Genomic DNA, 21870 nt, shown 5'->3' with positions numbered 1-21870 from the left:
TGCGTCCCGACGACGCCACCGACGTACCCGTTTCCAAGGCTGCTCCGTGCGTGACCCGCGCTCGTGACGCAATGTGGTGGCGTCATGGTGTTGACGTGACACCACAGTGGTGCCATAGTGATGCACATGGACATCACGGAGCACGTCGACGCACTGCGTCGGGATCTCGCCCAGGCGGCCAGGGCGATGGGTCCGGAGCTCGAGCAGGCCGCCGAACGCCTCGGGTACGCCCTCGACTCCTCGGCGCGGCTCGCCCTCATGGACGCCCTCTCACATGCTGCGGCCGAGATCACCAACGAGCTCGACGGCACGTCGGTGGAGGTGCGCCTCCAGGGCCGCGAGCCCGTCTTCGTCGTCGTCGGTGGCGGCCCCGCGGCCGTGGCCGCCGACGACACCCAGGCGGTTCGCACCGACGACACGACGACGCTGTCTGCCGACGACGAGGGCGCCGAGACCTCGCGCATCACGCTGCGTCTGCCCGAGGCCCTCAAGGGCCGGGCCGAGGAGCTCGCGGGCCAGCGCGGGCAGTCCCTCAACACGTGGATCGTCAACGCCGTCCGCGCCGCGACGAACCCCGGCTTCAGCGTCAACGTCGGCCCGACCGGCGTCCAGTTCGGCCCGGGCGCCCCGGGCCGCAACCGCTCCTCGAACAAGCGGGTCCAGGGCTGGGTCCGCTGACCCGCTGACCCGGACCTGCCGAACCGCTTGACCCACTGACCTGCCACACACCGCCCACGCACCGCCCACCGGCTACCGAACGACATCACGAAGGGGAACCACCATGAGCGACACCCTCGAGACCCGCTTCGATACGACGGGTCCCATCAACCTCAAGGTCGAGCTGCTCGTCGGCGACGCGACGCTCACCGTCACGCCCGGCACGACCACGGTCGTGCGGCTGATCCCGCGCGGCCGCAGCGGCGCCGAGATGGCCGAGAAGTTCACCGTCGAGGCCCGCGGCAACGACGTCGTCGTCATCGCCCCGAAGAAGGAGGGCTTCTTCGGCCTCGGCAGCAAGGGCTCCGTCGACGTCGAGATCGAGCTGCCGTCCGACAGCACGGTCGAGGCCAAGACCGGGGCCGGCGACGTCACCGCCTCGGGCCTGCTCGGCGACGTCCGGGCCAGCACCGGTGCCGGCGACCTGACCTTCCACGAGGTGGCCTCGGCGCACCTCAAGTCCGGCTCGGGCGACCTCACCCTCCAGGCGTCGCGCGGCGACGTCAACGCCAAGACCGGCTCGGGCGACGTCTCCATCGGCACGGCCGGCGGCCGGCTCGACCTCGTCTCCGGCAGTGGCGACATCGCGCTGCGGCGCTCCGACGCCCCGGTCAAGGCCAAGACCGGCTCCGGCGACCTCCACGTCGACGCGAGCACGGGCGACCTCGAGCTCATGACCGGCACGGGCGACGTCGTCCTCGGTGCCGTCCACGGCGGCCAGATCCAGGCCCGCACCGGTACCGGTGACGTCACCATCGGCATCGCCCACGGCGTCGCCACCTACCTCGACCTCAACAGCGTCACCGGCGACGTCGACGTCGACCTCGAGTCGACCGACGCCCCCGGCGACTCCGAGGCCCGGGCCAGCCTCACGGTCCACTCGGGCAGCGGCGACATCCACGTCAAGCGCGCCTCGGTGAGCCTCGCATGAGCACCGTGAACGGGGCCATGACCCTGAGCCCGCAGGAGGCGCTCGCCCGCGACCTCATCGTCCAGCGCTCGGCCGCGCGGCACCACGCGCCCCGACGCGTCACCCGCCACGTGCGCGCCGCACTCCTGCTGCGCCGGCTCGCCGAGCGGCTCGACCCGGAGGCCCGACACGACGCCGAGTCGGTGCGGCCCCTCCACGCCGACCGCACCGCACCCCGGCCGTGGACCGCCAAGCCCCGGCGGGCACCGCACCGCCACTCCTGACCTCTCCTGCGCCCCTCCCCGGACCGCCCGCCCGACACCCCTCGGGCGGGCGGTGGTGTGTTCGGGGCGTCCTTCCGGCCGCGTGCGACGATCGAGCCATGTACGTGCCCCGCGCCAACGCCATGGCCGACGAGGAGCTGCGCCGCTTCCTCGACGCTCACCCGTCCGGCCACCTCGTCACCGTCGGGCCTGACGGGCGTCCCGACGCGACGCTGCTGCCGGTCATCGTCGACGACGCGCCTGACGCACCGGCGGGCCTGCGGCTCGTCGGCCACCTGGCCCGCTTCAACGAGCAGTGCGCCCGGATCGCCGCCGGCTCACCGGGCCTCGTCGTCGTCACCGGAGCCGACGCGTACGTGTCGCCGGGCTGGTACGCGAGCAAGCGCGAGCACGGTCGCGTCGTGCCGACGTGGAACTACAGCGAGGTGCACCTCTCCGGCGCGGTCACGGTCCACGACGACCCTGACTGGGTCCTCGACGTCGTCACCCGGCTGACGCAGCGGCACGAGGCGGGGCGGGCGCAGCCGTGGGCCGTCACCGACGCCCCGGCGTCCTACGTGCGAGGCCAGCTGCGAGCCATCGTCGGCATCGAGCTCGTCGTCGAGAAGGTCGAAGGCAAGGCGAAGCTGTCGCAGAACCGGTCCGACGCCGACCGCGAGGGTGTCGTCGCCGGGCTGCGTGACGAGCCGGGCGGGCTCGCCCACGCCGTCGCCGACGACATGGCCGGCGAGCTGGAGCGGGCCCTCGAGCGCTGACCACGCCGCTGCCGCAACCCCTTCGGTGGCTCAGTGGATCGCCACAGACGGTGCACAGCCACCGGCCCGAGGGTCGGGACATGGACACGACACACGGACCCCGGCCCACCGACCTCCCCGCCCTGCCGACGGACGCGCGCCGCGCGACGCGTCATCCCGTGCGGTCCTCGCTGCGTCGGGGCCTCGGAGCCGCAGGGGCCGCGGTGGCCGTGGCCTTCGTCGGCACCACCGGCCTGGGAGCAGCCCAGGCGCACGCGGCCGGCGTCGCCGGTGGGCTGACCTACGCGGCCGACACCTCGCACCGTCCGCACCCGCCGCGGCACGCGGCGCACCCGAGCACGCTGCCGCCGGCCACGACCACGGCAGTGCGCTACACCTTCGACTCGGGCCACCTCATCGAGCTGTGACGCGTTCGTCCGAGGGCGCCCACCGCGTCGGTTCGAGCCAGGCGTGCACGAGCGGCACGACCGACGCGCCCTCGCCGCTGGCCGCGGCCACGCGCTTCATCGACCCGGCCCGGATGTCGCCGGCGGCGAAAACGCCCGGCACCGTCGTCTCGAGGCTCTCGGGCGGCAGGTCGCCGGTCCAGCGGTCCTGCGGCACGTCGCGTCCGGTGAGGACGAACCCGCGCTCGTCGCGGGCCACGGCGTCGGGCAGCCAGTCGCAGTAGGGCGCCGCGCCGATGAGCAGGAACAGCCCCCGGCACTCGCGGCGCGTCTCGGTGCCGTCGCGGGTGTCGCGGACGGTGACCCAACCGAGGCGGCCGTCGTCGCCGGCCCCGCCCCCGGTGACCTCCGAACACCCCTGCACCGTGATCCGCGGGTTGAAGGCGATCTCACCGACGAGGTAGTCGGACATCGTCTCGGCGAGGGTCTCGCGTCGCACGAGGATCGTGACGGAGCCGGCGAAGCGGGCCAGGTGGATGGCCGCCTGGCCGGCGGAGTTGCCGCCGCCCACGACGACGACGTCGTAGCCCTCCATCTCGCGGGCGGCCGTCATGGCGCTGCCGTAGTGGACGCCGAGGCCGACGAGCTTCTCGATGCCGGGGGCGTCGAGGCGTCGGTACTTGACCCCGGCCGACACGACGACGGCCCGGGCCAGCACGTCGCCGCCCTCGGTGCAGAGCCGGTGCGGCGTCGGGACGCCGTCGTCACCGACCTCGCCCGGCACGAACGCCGTGACCGGCCAGCCGGTGAAGAACTGGGTGCCGAAGCGAATGGCCTGGTTGCGGGCCCGCTGGGCCAGGCGCATGCCCGAGATGCCGCGCGGGAAACCGAGGTAGTTGCGGATCATCGAGGACGTACCGGCTTGTCCACCAACGGCTTCGGCCTCGAGCACGACAGTCGTCAGGCCCTCGGACGAGGCGTACACGGCTGCCGCGAGCCCTGCCGGGCCGGCGCCGACGATCGCGACGTCGACGACGCGGTCGACCGTGACGTCGGCAGGGCGGCCGTAGATGCGCGAGGCGACGTCGCGGACGCTGCGTGCGCTGCCCACCCGCTTGCCCAGGTCCATGACGAGCGGGAACTCGGCCTCGCCGCCCTCGGCCGCGACGAGCTGCAGGACGTACTGGCCCTTCTCGCTCTCGGGCGGGTACACCCGGTTGGGCATGCCCATGCGGTCGAGGTAGTCGCGGATGCTGAGCGTCAGCGCGTCCTCGACGGGCGAGACGATCGCGACGGCGACGACCTCCGGCTCGGCGACGGTCGAGCCCCAGTCGGAGAGCAGCTCGCAGATGGCCGTGTGGAACTCCTCGTCGCGGGCGCCGCGCGGCATGAGCAGGTAGGCGTCGTACTTGCCCTTGGCCATGCCGCCGCGCAGGCGCTCGGCGTCGTCGCGGAACGTCGACACGTGGGCGGCGATGACGCGTCGGGCGGTCGGGACGGTCTGGCGCCACCAGTGGAAGGCCTGGTGCACGTCGCCGTCGGGCAGGCGCGACTCGGTGACGAACATCGCCACCTGGCCGCCCTCGGCCACGACGCGCCGGGCCTGGAGCTTCGCCTCGTGCGCAGAGGTGGCCGTGGGCAGCTCGTAGTCGCGCTCGTAGCGGCTGAACTCGTCGCGCAGCTGCTCGCAGCGGGTCTCGGACACGAGGATGATCGCCGGCTTCACCCTGTCGATCCTAGGAGCCGCGCGGCGCCTGCGGTATGGCCTCGGGACGCTCGCGCAGGGTGAGCCAGAGACGGTGCGCCGTGATGACGGCGAGGGCCCAGGCCAGGCCGATGAGCCAGCCGGCCAGCACGTCGGTGAGCCAGTGGTGGCCGAGGAAGACCCGGGACAGGCCCATCGAGACCACGAAGAGCGTGCCGACGGCGACGGCGACCACGCGCTGCCAGGCCGCCGTCGTCTCGATGAGCACGAGGTAGACGACGATCGTCGTCAGGACCGTGGCGTTGAGGGTGTGGCCGCTCGGGAACGACGCCGACACCTCGAGCGGTGGCACGGCGAGCGACGCCGGCGGCCGGGCGCGGTCGACGAATCCCTTGCCGACGATCGTCATCGCGAGCGAGCCTGCAGCCGCGACGAGCATGAGCACGAGCGGCGTCCACCGTCGGCGGCACCACGTGATGACGGCGACGGCCACGAGCGCGAGGATCGGCATGCCGACCGGGCCCCCGACGTCGGTGAAGGCGGTGACGGCGGAGTCGAGCCCGGGGGAGCGCAGCGAGGCGGCGGCGTCGAGCACCGGCTGGTCGACGACGGTGATCCCGTCGCGTCCGACGACCGCCTCGTACACCGTCTCCACGCCCTCGACGAGCGCCATCATGACGACGACCGCGACCACGGCGAAGACGACGAACGCCACGTGCGCCGACGACCACGAGGCGACGCGTCGGGCGGCCGGCCGCGAGGCCCGGGCCAGCGCCGCGAAGACGCCGACGAGCCACCGCCCGGCGCGGGTGTGCCACGCGGTGAGGTCGCGCGCGCCGATCGTGTCGTCGGGCGTGCGCGGTCGCGAGGGCTGCGTCATGCCCCCTTCTTACCCGGCTCGGTGCACCTCGACCGTGACGCCCTCCGGGGCGGTGAGCCCGATGACCTCGCCCGCCGCGTCCACCTCCACGTCGAAGCGTCCGCCGAGGAAGCGCAGCCCCTCGACCCGCATCGGCCCGAACGGCGCCGGGCGGGCCGGCGTCAGGTGCAGCGTGCGTGTCGACGCGTCGGCCCGCAGGCCGAGCGCGATGGTGACGAGGGCGGCCGCCGAGGCCGCCGACCATGCCTGCGGCCGGCACGAGGCCGGGTAGGGCGTCGGGGCGCCCGCGAACGGCACCCCGGAGTACAGCTCGGGCCAGCGGTAGCCGAAGGCCTCGGCCGAGGCGAGCAGGGTGCGCCCGACCGCGACAGCCTCGGCGGTGAGGCCCTCGCGGGCCAGACCGATGGCGGCGATCGCGGTGTCATGGGTCCAGATCGAGCCGGTGTGGTAGCCGATCGGGTTGAAGCCGCCGTTGCCCGTGCCGAAGGTGCGCACGCCGAAGGTGTCGAGCAGCTCGGGGCCGGTGAGGCTGGCGGCGACCTGTCGCGCTTCGTCGCCGGTGAGGGCGCCGGTGCCGAGCACGTGGCCCATGTTGGAGGCGAGGCCGTCGACAGGGCGACCGGCGCCGTCGAGGGCGATCGCCAGGTGGTGGCCGGCGTCGGTGTCGACCCAGAACCGCTCTCGCAGAATGGATTCGAGCCGGTCGGCGGCGGCGTCGGCTTCGGCCGCCTCGGCGTCCGGCTGGCCGAGCGCGCGGAGCAGGCCGGCCGCAGCGCGGAGCGCCTCCACGGCGTAGGCCTGGGCCTCGACGAGGGCGATCGGGGCCGTGGCGACGAGGCCGTCGCGCCCGCGGATGGAGTCGCCGGAGTCCTTCCAGCCCTGGTTGGCCAGGCCCGTGCCCGACGCGTCGACGTACTTGAGCACGCCGTCGCCGTCGGGCTGCCCGTCGCCGGTGAGCCACGCGACGGCGGCGCGCAGGGCCGGCAGGAGGTCGACCACGTCGGCGTCGGGGAGGCCCCAGGTGCGCGCCTCGGCGAGGAGGCAGACCCACAGCGCTGTGGCATCGACGGTGCCGTAGTAGACCTGCGGCAGCGTCATGCCGGTGTTCGCGTCCCGCAGCACGTGTCGGCGCAGCTCGTGCGGGATCTTGCCGGGCGCCTCGCCGGTGAGGGGGTCGGTGGTGCGCCCCTGGCGGCGGGCGAGGGTGCGGAGCGTGCCTGCGGCGACCTCGGTGCCGAAGGGCAGCAGGAGCCGGGCGGACCACAACGAGTCGCGGCCGAAGAGCGTCAGGTACCAGGGGGATCCGGCGGCGGTGAACACGTCGGACGGGTGCTCGGGGTCGCGCAGCAGCAGGTGCTGGAGGTCGTCGAGACCGGCCCGCACGGTGGTGCCGAGGCGGTGGTCGCCCGCGGTGACGACGACCTGGGACCACGGCACGGCGTCGGCGCCGGCATCGGCGTCGAACGCGGAGGGTGCGACGCGCTCGGTGCGGACCGTCAGGGCGACCGACTCGGTGGCGCCGGGAGCCACCGCGACCTCGACCTCGAAGGCGGCGGTGCCGTCGGGCATGGCCTCGACCACTGCGCGCGCCGAGCCGTCGAGGGACACCGTCGTGCGGTGCCACTCGTCGGCGAGAACCACTGTGGCGCGGTCGATCTCGGGCTCGACGGGCGTTCCGTCGACGTGCCCGGACTTGACGGCGGCGATGTCGCGGCCGTCGCCGCCCACGACAAGCCGCAGGACCGTCGAGACGGGCGCGTCGGCCCGCGACGTGACCGCGACGACCTCGGTGAGGCACCGGCCCGCAGACGAGGAGAGTGTGCGGGTGCGAACCACCTCGACGGTGGGGTCGGGGCCCGGGTTGCCCAGTGCCCGAGCGGCGCTCGCGTAGTGGCCGACCGCACCTGATGCCCGCTCGGCGACGGGGGGGGGCCGTTCGCCAGAAACCTCGAGAAGCAAAGTGTGCAGCACGCGGCGGTCGTCGACGTACAGGCCCTGGGCGGTGCCCGGCAGGACGTCGCCCGACCGGTCGGCGAGGACCGTGGCGTTGCCGTCGACGAGGATCGACAGCTCGTGCAGCCAGGGCTGGCGAGCCGGGGTGGACGCGTCGGGCTGGGGCACGGCGTGAGCCTTCCATGGGGCTGGGTGGGGCGGTGTCGGTCGTCCGGGTCTCGGGCGGGGATGTCGATGCCGGCCGCCCCTCAACCTGCCACGATCCGGTGTCGGGCGCTTGACCTCGTCGGCAGGACAGAGCATGCTCCGTCTCGTATGAACGTTCAAGTCCCGGTTTGTCCGGCCGCTTGAACGATCCAAGCCAGCGGGCGCGAGGGAGCGGTCATGGTCGACGAGGCGACGATGGTGCCGGGCACGCGCCCGACGATCGTCGACGTCGCGAGCGCCGCCGGCGTGTCCCGCCAGACCGTGAGCAACGTCCTCAACCGGCCCGACCGGGTCGCTCCCGACACCCTCGAACGGGTGCAGCGCGAGATCGACCGGCTCGGCTTCACGCCGCACGTCAGCGCCCAGCAGCTGCGCCGCAAGCGCGCCTGGGCCTACGGCTTCGAGGTCAACCCGTCCGGTCACCGGCGCATGGGCCACATCCTCGACGAGTTCCTCGTCGAGCTCACCGTCTCGGCCCCGAGCCACACGAGCCACCTGCTCGCCTTCGCGCCCGACCCCGACGACGTCGTCGCCGGCTACCGCCAGACCCTCGCGAGCGGCCTCGTCGACGGCTTCGTCCTCGCCGACACCCGGCCGTCCGACCCGCGGCCGCCCTGGCTCATCGAGCACGACGTGCCCTTCGTGTCGTTCGGACGCGTGTGGGACCAGCCCGAGCTGACCCGCTGGGTCGACGTCGACGGCCACGCCGGCGTCGGCAGCGCGGTGCACCACCTCGTCGACGCCGGGTACGGCCAGGTCGGGTTCCTCGGCTGGCCCGCCGGCTCGCCCGTCGGAGACGACCGCCGACGCGGCTGGCACGACGCGCTCGCCGAGCTCGGCCTCGACGCGTCGGCACCCGCAGCGGCGTCGGTGCAGGACATCGACGAGGCCACCGAGGCCGCCGAGGAGGTGCTCGACCACCTCGGCCCGGACGCCGCGGTCGTCTGCGCCTCCGACCTGCTCGCCCTCGGCGTGCTGCGCGCCGTCCGCAACCGCGGGCTGCGTCCGGGCGCCGACATCGGCGTCGTCGGCTTCGACGACACCGACGTCGCCGCTGCGATGGGCCTGAGCAGCGTCCACCAGCCTGTCGCCGAGGCCGCCCGCATCGCGTGGGACATGCTCGTCGACCCCGTCCGCCACCCCGGCCCCGTCCTGCTCGAGCCGACGCTGACGATCCGCGCGTCGAGCCTGCGCGAGCCCTAGCGACCAGACCTCCGGGACCCACCCGGACAGCACCGCCCGAGCACCACCCCTGCACCACCCCTGCACCACCTGAGCAGCACCCAGCACGATGCACCACCAGCACCGACCAGAGATGCCGACAGCGCAGTCAGGAGAACAACGATGTCACGCAGGACCAGGCGCACCACCGCGGCCCTTGCCGCAGGCCTCGCCGGAGCCCTCGCCCTCGCCGCGTGCGGCGGTGGCAGCGGTTTCGACAACGGATCCGGAAGCGGCTCCACCCAGTCGGCCAAGAGCGGCCCCGTGACGCTGAAGTTCATGATCACCTCGAACGGCCCGGCCGACGTCAAGCTCCAGCAGGACACGGTCAAGCCGTGGGAGGACAAGACCGGCAACAAGGTCGAGGTCGTCGCGGCCTCGGACATGAACCAGCAGCTGACCCAGGGTTTCGCCGCCGGCAGCCCGCCCGACCTCTTCTTCACCGACGCCAACGTCTTCCCGACGTACGCCAAGGCCGGCAACATGCTCGCCTACGGCGACCAGCTCGACATGAAGGGCGACTTCTACCCCAACCTCGTGCAGACCTTCACCTACGGCGGCAAGTTCTACTGCGCTCCGAAGGACTTCTCGACGCTGGCCCTCGTCATCAACACCGACCTCTGGCAGCAGGCCGGGCTCGGTGTGGGCGACGTGCCCAAGGACTGGTCCGCGCTCGAGTCGGTGGCCCAGAAGCTGACGAAGGGCAAGGTCAAGGGCCTCGTCATCGGCGACACGCGTGACCGCGTCGGTGCGTTCATGAAGCAGGCCGGCGGCTGGATCGTCAACCCCGACCAGACGAAGATGACGGCCGACACCGCGGCCAACCTCGCCGGTCTCGCCGAGGTCAAGAAGCTGCTCGCCAGCGGCTCCACCTCCTTCCCCAAGGGCGTCGACGCCGGCTGGGGCGGGGAGGCCCTGGGCACGGGCAAGGCCGCCATGACGATCGAGGGCAACTGGATCAAGGGCGCCATCAAGAGCGACTACCCGAACCTCAAGTGGCAGGCCGTCGAGCTTCCCGCCGGCCCGGTCGCGAAGGGCACGCTGTCCTTCACCCAGTGCTACGGCATCGCCTCGGCCAGCAAGAACCAGGCCGCCGCGATCGACCTCGTCAAGTACCTGTCGACCGAGAAGCCGGCCATGCAGCTCGCGACGGGGCTCGGCGTCATGCCCTCGATCAAGTCCGCGGCCACGGCCTACAAGGGTGCCTTCCCGAACGACGCCGCGTTCCTCGCCGGGGCCGAGTACGCCCAGGGTCCGGTGACCGTCGCCGGCATGGACCCCGTCCTCAAGGACTTCGACACCCAGCTGGCGAGCCTGCCGGGCGGCGACCCCAAGGCGATGCTCGAGCGGCTCCAGAAGAACGGCGAGGCCGTCCTCAAGTGACGCGCTGAGCCCCACCCGCCGCGGTGGCCGGTGCCGCACACACCCCTGCCCGCACCGGCCACCGCAACCCCGACCCGACGCCCGGGACACCCACCCCTCACGACCTCACCGCCCCGTCATCGAGGAGAGTCCAATGAAGCTGGGACGCAACAGCGCCCGCGCAGCAGAGACCCGATCGGGCTGGTTGTTCGTGTCGCCCGTCATCATCATCCTCGGGTTGTTCCTCGTGCTGCCGATCCTGCTGGCCTTCTGGGTCAGTCTCAGCGACTGGCAGGGACGCGGCTCGCCCCTGAGCCCCGGCGTGAACTTCGTCGGCGGCCAGAACTACCAGCAGCTGCTGACGCAGGACTCGCTGACCCGCAGCGACTTCGCCACCTCGCTGCGCAACAACTTCTACTACGTGCTGCTCGTGGTGCCGGTCCAGACGGTGCTCGCGCTCGCCCTGGCGCTGCTGCTCAACCAGCGACGCCTCAAGGGCCTCAGCTTCTTCCGCACTGCGTACTATTTCCCGTCCGTGACGAGCTCGGTGGCCATCGCGTCGGTGTTCCTGTTCCTCTTCGCCGGCGGCGGCAGCATCAACGCCCTGCTCGGCATCTTCGGCATCGACGGGCCGAACTGGTTCGCCGACCCCCGCGGCGTGCTCCACATCGCGCTCGGCTGGGTGGGGATCGGCAGCGGCCCGGACGGCCCGGGGCCGGCGTTCATGACGTCGCACGACTTCCTCGGGCTCACCTGGTGGGACTGGGTGTCCGGCCCATCGGTGGCGATGCTGACGATCATCGCCCTCGTCATCTGGGTGTCGGCCGGCGGCTACATGCTCCTGTTCCTCGCCGGCCTCCAGAACATCTCGTCGGACGTCTACGAGGCCGCCTCGATCGACGGGGCGTCGACGTGGCGCACGATGCGCTCGGTCACGATCCCGCTGCTGCGGCCGACGCTCTTCACGGTGCTGACGCTCGGCCTCATCGGCACCTGGCAGGTATTCGACCAGGTGTACATCATGAGTAAGGGCAACCCGGGCAAGACGACCCTGACCCCGGCCTTCCTCTCCTACGACCAGTCGATCAACAACGGTGAGTGGGGGACCGGCACGGCGATGTCGTTCATCCTCTTCGCGATCATCATCGTCTTCACCGCGGTCCAGACCATCGTCCTGCGCGACAGGGACCGTGAGTCCGGTGGTCTCTACAGCCGGATGCGGGGCTTCGGCGCCGCACAGAACTCTTCCCAGGGGACGGGAGTCTCATGAGCCAGGCCTCGACGACCACTCGACCCGCGGTGTCCGCCCGATCCGCGGCACCGACGCCGCCGGCCGCGCCGCGTCCGCACGCGACGCGCACCGCGATCCTCAAGGCGCTGGGCTACTCGGCCCTGACCGTGTTCGCGCTGCTGTACCTGTTCCCGTTCGTCATCCAGGTCGGCACGAGCTTCAAGACCGACCCCGACGCGACGGCCAACCCGCTCAACCCGATTCCCTCGCACTTCACGACCGCGGCCTACCAGGCGCTGTTCCAGCAGGACTTCTCGCTGTGGTTCGGCAACTCGGTGGTCGTGGCGGTCTTCGTGACGCTCGGACGCGTCTTCTTCGACTCGCTGGCCGGCTACGCGCTGGCGCGGCTGCGCTTCCGCGGCCGTGGTGCCGTGACGATCGCCATCGTCGCGACCATGGCGGTGCCGGGCGTCGTGCTGCTCATCCCGAAGTTCCTCATCATCAAGCAGTTCGGCATCTACGACACCTACGCCGGCATGATCGTGCCGCTGCTCGCCGACGCCGCGGGCGTGTTCATCATGAAGAACTTCTTCGAGTCGGTCCCGGTGAGCCTCGAGGAGGCCGCGAAGCTCGACGGTGCCGGGGTGTTCCGCACCTTCTGGTCGGTCGTGCTGCCGATCGCCCGGCCGGCCCTCATCACCATCACGATCATCGCGTTCCAGTCCTCGTGGAACGAGCTGCCGCACTTCCTCGTGTCGCGGCAGTCTCCCGAGACCAACACCCTGACCACCGGCGTCGCCGGGCTCCTCACAGGCGCCCTCGGGTCGGGCAACCGCTACCCGCTCAAGCTGGCGGCGGCCGTGCTCATGACGATCCCGGTGGCCGCGATGTTCTTCGTCTTCCAGAAGCGGATCATCTCCGGCTCCCTCGAGGGCGCCGTCAAGGAGTGACGGTGGGGCGGCCTAGGGTCGGTGACCATGACAGCCCGTGTCGCCCCGCTCGCGTCCATCTCCATCGACTGCCCCGACCCCGACGCGCTCGCGCCGTTCTACCGCGCGCTGCTCGGCCTGGAGGAGGCGTTCACGACGCCCGACCGTGGCGTCGTGTGCCTGTCCGGTGCGGGGCCGATGCTGACGCTGATGCGCGTCGACGAGTACGAGGCCCCGACGTGGCCGCACGGCCCGCAGCGCCAGCAGCTGCACCTCGACCTCGCGGCGGACGACCTCGACGCGTGTGTCGCGGCCGCGCTCGAGATCGGGGCGCGCGAGGCCGAGCACCAGCCGGCGCCCGACCAGTGGCGCGTCATGCTCGATCCGGTCGGACACCCGTTCTGCCTCAGCGCGGTGCGCCCCGACTGACGGCGTCGGCGCGCTGCGTGCTCCCTCACGACGCCTGGCTCGTAGCCCGCGGGCGCCGCCGTCCGATCCAGAAGCCGGCGAGCCCGGCGAGCAGCACGAGCCCGCCGGTGGCCAGTCCGAGGGCGAGCTGCATCCGGGGCGTCAGCATCATGAAGCTGGGCGACACCACCTCCTCGGCCAGCGGCGCGTAGGCGAACCACCCGAACGTGGTCGGGCCGGCCGTCGCCCACAGCACGCACCCGGCGACGACCAGGGCCACGGCCAGAGCCAGGGCGGACACGAGGACGACGCGGACACGGAGGGACATGCCTGCACCGTAACGCCGCGAGCGGCCGGCGTCGGTGCTGCGGGCTAGGTTCGCAGCATGACCTTCGAGGTGCGGCCCGCGAGCGCCGAGCGGTTCGACGACGTCGCGACGATGCTCGGCCCGACCAACCCGGCCTCGACCGTCTGCTGGTGCCTGAGCCACCGCCTCCCGTCCAAGGAGAGCCGGTCGCTGCTGGGGCCGGCCCGCGGCGAGTACGTGCGCGGGCTCTGCGCGCGTGACGTCGCCCCCGGCGTGCTCGCCTACGACGGCGACACGGTCGTCGGGTGGGCGGCCGTGGCCCCACGCGCCGAGTTGCCGTTCGAGCGCTCGCGCCTCATCCCGCACGTCGACGACCTGCCCGTGTGGTCGGCGTGGTGCATCCGGGTGCGCCCCGGCCACCGGCGGCGCGGGATCTCGCTGCCGCTGCTCCAGGGCGCGGTGGCGTATGCGCGGGAGCACGGCGCCCCGGCCGTCGAGGGCTACCCGGTCGACAACCGCGGCGAGAAGGTCGACCAGACGATGGCCTACGTCGGCACCCGCGGCCTCTTCGAGCGGGCCGGTTTCACCAAGGCGGCCGACACCGAGAGCATCTCGGGTGGGTTCCCGCGCGTCCTCATGCGGCTCGACCTGCGCTGAGGCTGGGGTCGCCCGGGGCGGGCGACCGCAGGCGCCGCTGTCGGGGTGGGGTCGTAGGGTCACGCCATGACGGTCGTCGGAACTGACGGTCTGGCGCGCCCGGTGTGGGCCTCGTCCGACCCCCTGCTCATGGAGTACTACGACACCGAGTGGGGCATGCCGGTCCGCGACGAGGCCGGGCTCTACGAGCGCATCTGCCTCGAGGGCTTCCAGTCCGGGCTGTCGTGGGCCACCATCCTGCGCAAGCGTCCCCGTTTCCGGGAGGTCTTCGCCGGCTTCGACCCTGATGTCGTCGCCGGCTACACCGAGGCCGACGTCGAGCGCCTCCTCGGCGACGCCGGCATCATCCGCCACCGTGGCAAGATCCAGGCCGCGATCACCAACGCCCGGGCCACCGTGGCGCTGCGCGAGGAGGGTGGCCTCGTCGACTTCGTGTGGTCGTTCCAGCCCACCGACACGCCACGCCCCAGTGACCACTCCGAGGTGCCGACCGTCTCCGCCGAGAGCAAGGCGCTGTCGAAGGCGTTGCGCAAGAAGGGATTCGCGTTCGTCGGGCCGACGACGATGTACGCCCTCATGGAGGCCGTCGGCATCGTCGACACGCACCTGGTCACCAGCCACCGGCGCGCCAGCAGCGGCGTCTGGCCCGCCTGACGCGTCCGACGGCGGCGCGCGTCAGCGCCCGAGCACGGCGCGGGCCGCGTTGTGGCCCGGGATGCCGCTGACGCCGCCGCCGCGTCGGGCGCCGGCGCCGGCGAGCAGCAGCGACGCGTGCGGCGTCTCGACGCCCCACGTGCCCACCTCGGCCTCGCGCTCGGCCCACGGCCACTGCAGCGAGCGGTGGAAGATGTTGCCGCAGGGCAGCCCGACCGACTGCTCGAGGTCGAGGGGGCTCTTGACCTCGAGGCACGGGTTGCCGTCGCCGTCACGCAGGAGCACTTCCTCGATCGGCTCGGCGAGCACCGAGTCGAGCGAGCGCAGGGTCGCCTCGAGCGCCGCCTTCGTCGCCGCCGCGTTGTCCTCGCGGAAGAGCCGGGCCGGCAGGTGCAGCCCGAAGAGCGTCAGCGTCTGCGCGTCGGTCGCCGCGAGCTCGGGCCCGAGGATCGAGCGGTCGCTCAGGGTGTGGCAGTAGATCTCGCACGGCGGCAGCTCGGGCACCCGGCCCGCGGCGGCCGCGGCCCACGCGTCCTCGAGCTGGCGGTAGCCCTCGTTGATGTGGAAGGTGCCGGCGAACGCGGCCCGCGGGTCGACGCCGGGCTCGCGCAGCCGCGGCAGGCGCGTCAGGAGCATGTTGACCTTGAGCTGCGCGCCCTCGACGTCGTCCTCGGTGGGCACCGGGTCGGCACCCGCGGCCGCGAGCAGCCGGTTGAGGACGGTGGGCGCGCAGGCGGCCAGGAGCGTCGTGGCCCGGGCACTGCCACCCGCGCTGCCGGCGTCGATGCCGCTGCCACCGGCCCAGGTGACCTCCCCGGTGGAGGGGTCGACGGCCGTGACATCGGCACCGGTGACGACCGTCGCGCCGGCATCGACGGCAGCCTTCGCCAGGGCGTCGGTCAGGGCGCCCATGCCGCCCACCGGCACGTCCCAGTCGCCGGTGCCGCCGCCGATGAGGTGGTAGAGGAAGCAGACGTTCTGGCGCAGGTCCTGCCCGCGCATCGAGGCGAAGGTGCCGATGAGCGCGTCGGTGGCGATGATGCCGCGGAGGGTGTCGTCGTCGGTGACCGCCTCGACGAGCTCGCCGACCGGCCGGGTCGTCAGCGCGTCGAACAGCTCGGGGTCGCCGGAGAGGGCGCGCACGTCGTCACGTGACCGCAGCGGGTCGAGCACGGTCGGGAACACCTTCTCGGCGAGCGAGCCCATCCGGCCGTAGAAGTCGGTCCAGCCGGCGTACGCCGAGTCGCCGCCGGTCAGCGCACGGAAGGCCGCCCTGGTCGCGTCGGCGTCGCCGTGGTCGACGAGCAGTCCGCGGGCGGGGTCGGCGGGGACCGGCGTGTACGAGGAGTACCGGCGGCGGATGAGGCGCAGGTCGAGGTCGAGGTCGGTGAGGACCTGCCGCGGCAGCAGCGAGATGAGGTAGGAGTAGCGCGACAGGCGGGCGTCGACGCCGGGGAAGGCACGGGCCGACACCGCGGCCCCGCCGACGTGCTCGCCCTTCTCGAGCACGAGGACCCGTCGGCCCGCGCGGGCGAGGTAGGCGGCGGCGGTCAGGCCGTTGTGGCCGGCCCCGATGACGATGTCGTCGTAGTGCACGCGCGCCACCCTAGCCACCGCCTCTGATCGAACACCACGTCCACAACACCGGGACATGGCCAACCCCCGCTGGAATGACCAGCAGGGGTCGGCACTGCTCGGAGTGTTGCGGTTAAGGCAGGAGCCTCGGGGTCAGCGGGTGGCGGGGCCCGATGTCATCCGGGCGTGCTCGGCCGCCTGGCGGGCGCTCCAGGCGCGGTCGGCGGCGTCGATGCTCGCACGGCTCGACAGGTCGACCCCGGCCCGTCGCGCGGCGGCCTTCGCCCTCGCGGTCGTCAGGTCGGGTGCGCTGAACCGCTCGGGCGGGATGGTGCGGTCGACCGACGCGTACCGTGCGGCGTCGCGGGCCAGGGCCGGCCCGGACGCCTCGGCCTGGGCGAGCGCCGCCGACGGCGACAGCCGCGCCGTGACGCCGAACGCCGGCTTGGTGACGACCGCGTAGCCGTCGCGGTGGCCGGCGACGTTCGGGTGGTAGCTCTCGGTGACGGGGTTGGACAGGCCGTTGAGCCACTCGGGGCTGTCGCAGACCGCGTGCCCGACGAACCTCGAGGTCGGGTTGACGAAGGTGAAGCCCTTCGAGCCCGCGATCGAGGACGTCTTGCTGTTGAGCAGGTCGGCGGTGGCGTTGAGGCGGGTCTCCTCGACGGGGCTGAACCACGTGAAGGCGTTGCAGTCCTCGCCGTTGAAGATGCGCGGGTAGCCGACGACGATGACCCTGGCGTTCGGGGCCTTCGAGCGGATCGAGGTGTAGAGCGTCGTGAGCCGCCCCGGCAGGGTGTTGTTGATGATGTTCTGCGCACCGTCGATGGCGCCGTTGCAGTTGCTCATCCAGCCGGGTTGCGCGCACTCGGTGAGCACGTCGGCGAACCCGGCGTCGTTGCCGCCGACCGAGATCGTCACGTAGGCAGTGCTGCTCGAGAGCGACGAGAGCTGGGTGTTCGTCACGTCGGCGACCGTGGCGCCAGAGCAGGCGCGAAAGGTCAGGGCGAGCCCGAGGCTCGACGCGTCGAGCGAGGGGTAGGCGTACACCGAGCGCTGGCACGAGGTGCCGTCGCTGATGTACGTGCGGGTACCGGTACCCGACGAGTACGAGTCGCCGAGGGCGACGTAGCTCGCTCCGGCGGCGGACGCGGGCGCCCCGAGCGCCAGGGCGGTGGCTGCTGCGGACAGGGCGATGACTCCGGCACCGGCGAGGCGGCGACCGAGGGAAGACCTGCTACTCACGACACACTCCTTCGTGGATCGATCACTGGGCAGAGCGCGGGCGTCGACCTGGTCCTCCGGCACGTCGTGTGTGCCCCTGTGTCACACGTCCATACCGGACGCTAGGGCCACGGGGTCGGCCCCGCGCGCCGAAGTGTCGCGGGCTCGCCCGGCGCCGAGCGCCTACGCTGACGGCAGGGGTCGCTGCGCACCCGTGACAGCGACCGTGACCACAGGAGAACCGATGGGCTTCCCCGAGAACGTCCTCGCCCGGGGCGAGAAGGTCGAGCGCGACCTGCACCCGCACTGGCTGACGGTCGTCGGCCCCACGCTCGTCGGCCTCGTCGTCGCCGCCCTGTGCGTCCTCGCCGTGGCTGCGACGCCGAACGACGGCACCGGCAACACGATCCAGTGGGTCGCGGTCGGTGTGCTCGTCCTCGTGGCGCTCGTCGCCGTCGTCGTGCCCTACCTGCGCTGGCGCACGACGCACTACGTCATCACCTCGCACCGGGTCATGGTGCGCCGCGGCATCCTGACGAAGACCGGCAAGGACATCACGCTGTCGAAGATCACCGACGTCAGCTTCGAGCAGACCCTCCTCGACCGGCTCATCCGCTCCGGCTCGCTGCACATCGAGTCCGCGGGCGACAGCCCCGACGAGAACCTCCGCTACATCCCGCGCAGCAACGAGGTGCAGCAGCTCATCAACCGCCTCATCGACGAGGACGACCTGCGTCGCCGCGCCCACGGCCGCGGCGAGGTGGAGGACGCCTACGACGCCGGGTACGACGACGCCGCCTACGAACGCGGCGCGACCTCCGTCGACGACACGCAGGTGATCCGGGAGGGCGGGCGCGACCGGCGCGACCCGCGTGACCGGCCGCCGCTCGCCGAGGAGCGCCGCCGCTCCGGCACCGCCGACGACGAGACGTACTGACGCGTCCCTCACGCGTCCGACCCCTTCTGGAGCGGGCGTGCGCGTGGCACAGTCGGTCCCATGACGAACCCGACCGACGCCTACCGCGCCTCCCGCGACCAGCTGCTCGACCTGCAGGGTGACCACGCCCGCGCCGTCGCCGAGTTCGCCTGGCCCGAGCTCGGCGAGCAGTTCAGCTGGGCCGTCGACTGGTTCGACGCCATCGCGCGCGGCAACGACAAGCCGGCGCTGACGATCGTCGAGGAGGACGAGTCGTCCGCCACGGTGAGCTTCGACGAGATGGCGCGCCGCTCGGACCGGGTCGCTGCGTGGCTCGGCTCGCTCGGCGTCGGCCGGGGCGACTCGGTCGTGCTCATGCTCGGCAACCAGGTCGAGCTGTGGGAGACGATGCTCGCCGTCATGAAGCTCGGCGCGGTCATCGTGCCGACGACCACGGCCGTCGGGCCCGGCGACCTCGCCGACCGCATCGAGCGGGTGCAGGCCCGCGCCGTGGTGACCAACGCGTCGGAGGTGCACAAGCTCGACGACCTGCCCGGCGACTACGTGCGGGTCGCCGTCGGCAGCGACCCCGCCGGCGGCACCCTCGAGGGCTGGCACGCCTACGCCGACGCCCACGCGTCCGACGCCGGGCCCGCGCCGCACCCGGGCACCGGGCCCGACGACCGGCTCCTGCTCTACTTCACGTCGGGCACGACGAGCCGGCCCAAGCTCGTCGAGCACACCCAGCGCTCCTACCCGGTCGGCCACCTGACGACGACGTACTGGATCGGTCTGCGGCCCGGCGACGTGCACCTCAACATCAGCAGCCCGGGGTGGGCCAAGCACGCGTGGTCCTCGTTCTTCGCGCCGTGGATCGCCGAGGCGACGATCTTCGTGTACAACTACGCCCGCTTCGACGCCGCCGCCCTGCTCCGCGTGCTGCGCGAGCACGAGGTCACCTCGATGTGCGCGCCGCCGACCGTGTGGCGGATGCTCATCAAGAGCGACCTGACCGGCGGGTCCGGCTCCCTGCGCGAGGTCATCGGTGCGGGCGAGCCGCTCAACCCGGAGGTCATCGCCCAGGTCGAGAAGGCGTGGGGCCTGACGATCCGCGACGGCTACGGCCAGACCGAGATGACGCTGTCGGTGGGCAACACCCCGGGGTCGGTGGTCAAGCCCGGCTCGATGGGCCGGCCGCTGCCCGGCTACCCGGTCGTCGTGGTCGACCCGGTCACGAACGAGCCTGTCACCGAACCCGATTCGGAGGGCAACCGCGAGGGTGAGATCTGCCTCGACCTGTCGCAGCGGCCCGTCCCCCTCATGACCGGCTACCAGGGCGACGAGACCCGCAACGCCGAGGCGATGGCCGGCGGTTTCTACCACACCGGTGACGTCGCGTCGGTCGACGCCGAGGGCTACATCTCCTTCGTCGGGCGCACCGACGACGTCTTCAAGGCCAGCGACTACAAGATCAGCCCCTTCGAGGTCGAGTCGGTGCTCATCGAGCACCCGGCCGTCGCGGAGGCCGCCGTCGTGCCCTCGCCCGACCCGGTCCGCCTCGCCGTGCCGAAGGCCTACGTCGCGCTCGCACCGGGCCACGAGCCGGGCGCCGAGACGGCGCGCTCGATCCTGGCCCACGCCCGCGAGAAGCTCGCCCCGTGGCAGCGGGTGCGCCGCATCGAGTTCTACGAGCTGCCCAAGACGATCTCGGGCAAGATCCGCCGCGTCGAGCTGCGCGGCCGCGAGAACGACCTCGACGCGTCGGGCGCGGGCCAGCCAGAGAACGAGTGGCGCGACGACCAGTTCCCCGACCTCAAGGGCTGAGCATCAGGGGATGAACGCCACGGGCTGAAACCCCGGGTGCGCAGCCTCAGGGGATGAGCTGGGGCGGGAGCGTCACCGTCGAGGTCGTCGGCGCCGGTGTGGCCGGCGTCGTCGCCCCGCCCGGGGCGGTCGTCGCGACGGCGCCCTCGGGAGCCGGCGCGGGCAGCGTCCGCAGCGTCGTGTCGTCGATGCGTCCGCACGTGCGCTTGGCCGGCGTCGTCTCGCCCGGCTGCGGCGTCGACTTGTCCGGCTCGTAGGAGTCGACCCGGCTGCCGCTGATGACCTCGACGCTGTCGTAGGCCGGCCGGCCCTCGAGGAGGTTGCGGAAGGTGTAGCGGGTCAGCGAGTTCAGCTCGCAGGCATTGCCGAACGCGAGGATGTCGAAGGCGTACGGCTGGCCGTTGAGCTCCTGGCCCTGACCCTCCGCGTAGTGGGCGACGACGCCGCCGCCGGTGAAGGTGCCCACCTGGATCCGGTTGCCGTCGAGCTTCGGGGTGTGCATGTGCCCGTTGACGAGGATGCGGCCCTTGTCGATGCCCTGCGTCGCGTACGGCTCGTGCGCCACGACGACGTCGGGCTCGGGCTGGTCGGCCATCGTCGCGTTGTAGCGGTCGACCGAGGGCTTCTCCTTGCCGACGGGGTCCTGGTTGTCGTCGCCGAAGTAACGCGGGTCGTTGAAGCCGGTGATGCGCAGGCCGTGGAACGACAGCTCGCGCAGCGCGCCCCCGGCGTCCTCGAGCAGCACGACGTTGGCGATGCGGCCCAGCCGCGCCACGAGCGCGCGGTCGGTCGGCGAGGACTGGTCGTGGTTGCCGCTGACGAAGACGTACGGCACGCCGAGGCCCTGGATCGACCGGAAGATCCCGGCCGCCTCGGCCTCCTGCACCCGGCCGAAGTTGATGAGGTCGCCGCTGTCGATGACGGCGTCGATACCCTCCTCCTCGACGATCGTCTTCATCAGCGCGTACTGGTTGGCGCCGTGGATGTCGGACACGAGCAGGATGCGGGCCGACACCGGCTCGTTGACGCTGCCCTGCACGTACTTCTGCTGCAGCGCCTGGGTGACGGCGAGCAGGTTGCGGAAGTACGGCGTCACCTGCGCGGCCCGCGCCTCGACGTCGGCGAGCAGGCCGGCGTTGCGCTGCACGACGCCGAGGACGCCGGTGGTGCGGTACTCGGCGAAGCGCGCCGGCTGGTACGTCAGGGCGATGCCGCCGAAGGTCGCCACGGAGGCCACGACCATCGCCGAGGCGACGAACGCGACGTGGTGTCGGCGGGTGGTGCGCTGGCGCATGTAGTGGGAGGCGAGGGACAGCAGCACGGCGATGGCGAGGGCGCCGAGGAGGAAACGCACCCCGACGCCGACCGCGGCCTGGCTGATGGCCGAGGAGATCTCCTCGTTCGAGGGCTGCAGCGACCGGATGTCGACGTTCGGCCGGGTGAAGAGGTTGGTGATCTCCTCGCGCACCGCGACCTGCACGTCGAGCCCCGGCGCGATGATCGGCGAGGCGAACGCGACGTCGACGTCGCCGATGATCGTGGGGGAGTGCAGGACCGGCGTGTGCCGCGGGATCGGGTCGAGGCGCAGGACCGCCCGGTACTGGGAGGTCTCGACAACGGTCGGGGCGAGGTTCGTCGCGGCGACCCCGCCGAGGTAGCAGGCCGCGAGGACGGCGACCCACTTGAGCACGTGCGAGCCCCGGCGCAACCAGGGGTTGTCGCCGGACCTGAGATCCCGCACGAGGTCCCGCACGTGTCGCACCGT

At 72.4% G+C, this 21870-nt stretch carries 21 protein-coding genes; 14 read left to right on the top strand and 7 right to left on the bottom strand.

What is annotated here, in order from left to right:
* Window positions 1-126 precede the first annotated feature (126 nt).
* The 5 genes from AC3A5R_RS13715 (at window position 127) to AC3A5R_RS13695 (ending at window position 3073) form a co-directional block, all read left to right on the top strand.
* Window positions 127-678, top strand: coding sequence for a toxin-antitoxin system HicB family antitoxin (locus AC3A5R_RS13715; RefSeq protein WP_487621320.1), 552 nt, complete (start codon window positions 127-129; stop codon window positions 676-678).
* Between the two features lie 103 nt (window positions 679-781).
* On the top strand, window positions 782-1648 hold the full coding sequence (locus AC3A5R_RS13710) for a DUF4097 family beta strand repeat-containing protein (protein WP_487621319.1): 867 nt from the start codon (window positions 782-784) through the stop codon (window positions 1646-1648).
* Window positions 1645-1911, top strand: coding sequence for a hypothetical protein (locus AC3A5R_RS13705; protein ID WP_487621318.1), 267 nt, complete (start codon window positions 1645-1647; stop codon window positions 1909-1911). The genes AC3A5R_RS13710 and AC3A5R_RS13705 overlap by 4 nt, the downstream gene beginning before the upstream one ends.
* A 98-nt stretch (window positions 1912-2009) precedes the next feature.
* Window positions 2010-2666, top strand: coding sequence for an FMN-binding negative transcriptional regulator (locus AC3A5R_RS13700; RefSeq protein ID WP_487621317.1), 657 nt, complete (start codon window positions 2010-2012; stop codon window positions 2664-2666).
* An 80-nt stretch (window positions 2667-2746) separates the two neighbouring features.
* Window positions 2747-3073, top strand: a complete 327-nt coding sequence (locus tag AC3A5R_RS13695; RefSeq protein ID WP_487621316.1) for a hypothetical protein — start codon at window positions 2747-2749, stop codon at window positions 3071-3073.
* On the opposite strand, the gene AC3A5R_RS13690 is transcribed toward AC3A5R_RS13695, so the two are convergent.
* The 3 genes from AC3A5R_RS13690 to AC3A5R_RS13680 are packed head-to-tail and all read right to left on the bottom strand — an operon-like array spanning window position 3060 to window position 7758.
* Window positions 3060-4778 carry an NAD(P)/FAD-dependent oxidoreductase gene (locus AC3A5R_RS13690; protein WP_487621315.1) on the bottom strand — a complete coding sequence of 573 codons (1719 nt, stop codon included), beginning with the start codon at window positions 4776-4778 and terminating at the stop codon, window positions 3060-3062. The genes AC3A5R_RS13695 and AC3A5R_RS13690 overlap by 14 nt on opposite strands.
* A gap of 10 nt (window positions 4779-4788) precedes the next feature.
* Window positions 4789-5637: a phosphatase PAP2 family protein gene (locus tag AC3A5R_RS13685; RefSeq protein WP_487621314.1), complete on the bottom strand. Its 849-nt coding sequence runs from the start codon at window positions 5635-5637 to the stop codon at window positions 4789-4791.
* A gap of 9 nt (window positions 5638-5646) precedes the next feature.
* Window positions 5647-7758 carry a glycogen debranching N-terminal domain-containing protein gene (locus AC3A5R_RS13680; RefSeq protein WP_487621313.1) on the bottom strand — a complete coding sequence of 704 codons (2112 nt, stop codon included), beginning with the start codon at window positions 7756-7758 and terminating at the stop codon, window positions 5647-5649.
* A 216-nt stretch (window positions 7759-7974) separates the two neighbouring features.
* Between AC3A5R_RS13680 and AC3A5R_RS13675 the strand changes: the two genes are divergently transcribed.
* From AC3A5R_RS13675 to AC3A5R_RS13655, 5 genes are all read left to right on the top strand, one after another.
* Entirely contained in the window at window positions 7975-9000 is a 1026-nt protein-coding gene (locus AC3A5R_RS13675) for a LacI family DNA-binding transcriptional regulator (protein ID WP_487621312.1), read from the top strand.
* Between the two features lie 141 nt (window positions 9001-9141).
* Window positions 9142-10401 carry a sugar ABC transporter substrate-binding protein gene (locus AC3A5R_RS13670; protein WP_487621311.1) on the top strand — a complete coding sequence of 420 codons (1260 nt, stop codon included), beginning with the start codon at window positions 9142-9144 and terminating at the stop codon, window positions 10399-10401.
* A gap of 133 nt (window positions 10402-10534) precedes the next feature.
* Window positions 10535-11650 (top strand): carbohydrate ABC transporter permease, encoded by a 1116-nt coding sequence (locus AC3A5R_RS13665; RefSeq protein WP_487621310.1) that lies wholly within the window; start codon window positions 10535-10537, stop codon window positions 11648-11650.
* A complete protein-coding gene (locus tag AC3A5R_RS13660; RefSeq protein WP_487621309.1) occupies window positions 11647-12561 on the top strand; it encodes a carbohydrate ABC transporter permease in 915 nt (304 codons plus the stop codon). The genes AC3A5R_RS13665 and AC3A5R_RS13660 overlap by 4 nt, the downstream gene beginning before the upstream one ends.
* A gap of 27 nt (window positions 12562-12588) precedes the next feature.
* A complete protein-coding gene (locus AC3A5R_RS13655; protein WP_487621308.1) occupies window positions 12589-12969 on the top strand; it encodes a VOC family protein in 381 nt (126 codons plus the stop codon).
* A 25-nt stretch (window positions 12970-12994) separates the two neighbouring features.
* On the opposite strand, the gene AC3A5R_RS13650 is transcribed toward AC3A5R_RS13655, so the two are convergent.
* Window positions 12995-13276, bottom strand: a complete 282-nt coding sequence (locus AC3A5R_RS13650; RefSeq protein WP_487621307.1) for a hypothetical protein — start codon at window positions 13274-13276, stop codon at window positions 12995-12997.
* A 57-nt stretch (window positions 13277-13333) separates the two neighbouring features.
* Here AC3A5R_RS13650 and AC3A5R_RS13645 point away from each other — a divergent pair, with 57 nt between their 5' ends.
* Together AC3A5R_RS13645 and AC3A5R_RS13640 are read left to right on the top strand one after the other, a co-directional pair.
* Window positions 13334-13912 carry a GNAT family N-acetyltransferase gene (locus tag AC3A5R_RS13645; RefSeq protein ID WP_487621306.1) on the top strand — a complete coding sequence of 193 codons (579 nt, stop codon included), beginning with the start codon at window positions 13334-13336 and terminating at the stop codon, window positions 13910-13912.
* A 66-nt stretch (window positions 13913-13978) separates the two neighbouring features.
* Window positions 13979-14566, top strand: coding sequence for a DNA-3-methyladenine glycosylase I (locus AC3A5R_RS13640; protein ID WP_487621305.1), 588 nt, complete (start codon window positions 13979-13981; stop codon window positions 14564-14566).
* A gap of 21 nt (window positions 14567-14587) precedes the next feature.
* Here the strand turns inward: AC3A5R_RS13640 and AC3A5R_RS13635 are convergent, their stop codons facing one another.
* Window positions 14588-16162: a phytoene desaturase family protein gene (locus AC3A5R_RS13635; RefSeq protein WP_487621304.1), complete on the bottom strand. Its 1575-nt coding sequence runs from the start codon at window positions 16160-16162 to the stop codon at window positions 14588-14590.
* A 132-nt stretch (window positions 16163-16294) separates the two neighbouring features.
* Entirely contained in the window at window positions 16295-17386 is a 1092-nt protein-coding gene (locus AC3A5R_RS13630) for an SGNH/GDSL hydrolase family protein (RefSeq protein WP_487621303.1), read from the bottom strand.
* A gap of 223 nt (window positions 17387-17609) precedes the next feature.
* Between AC3A5R_RS13630 and AC3A5R_RS13625 the strand changes: the two genes are divergently transcribed.
* Entirely contained in the window at window positions 17610-18302 is a 693-nt protein-coding gene (locus AC3A5R_RS13625) for a PH domain-containing protein (protein WP_487621302.1), read from the top strand.
* A 60-nt stretch (window positions 18303-18362) separates the two neighbouring features.
* Window positions 18363-20105 (top strand): AMP-binding protein, encoded by a 1743-nt coding sequence (locus AC3A5R_RS13620; protein WP_487621301.1) that lies wholly within the window; start codon window positions 18363-18365, stop codon window positions 20103-20105.
* 46 nt (window positions 20106-20151) lie between these two features.
* On the opposite strand, the gene AC3A5R_RS13615 is transcribed toward AC3A5R_RS13620, so the two are convergent.
* Window positions 20152-21867, bottom strand: coding sequence for a metallophosphoesterase family protein (locus tag AC3A5R_RS13615; protein WP_487621300.1), 1716 nt, complete (start codon window positions 21865-21867; stop codon window positions 20152-20154).
* Window positions 21868-21870 lie beyond the last annotated feature (3 nt).

This window comes from Intrasporangium sp. Soil_C_50, from assembly GCF_057656595.1.
Note: the sequence above shows the minus strand (reverse complement) of the source record. Positions and strands in the feature narration are given on the sequence as shown.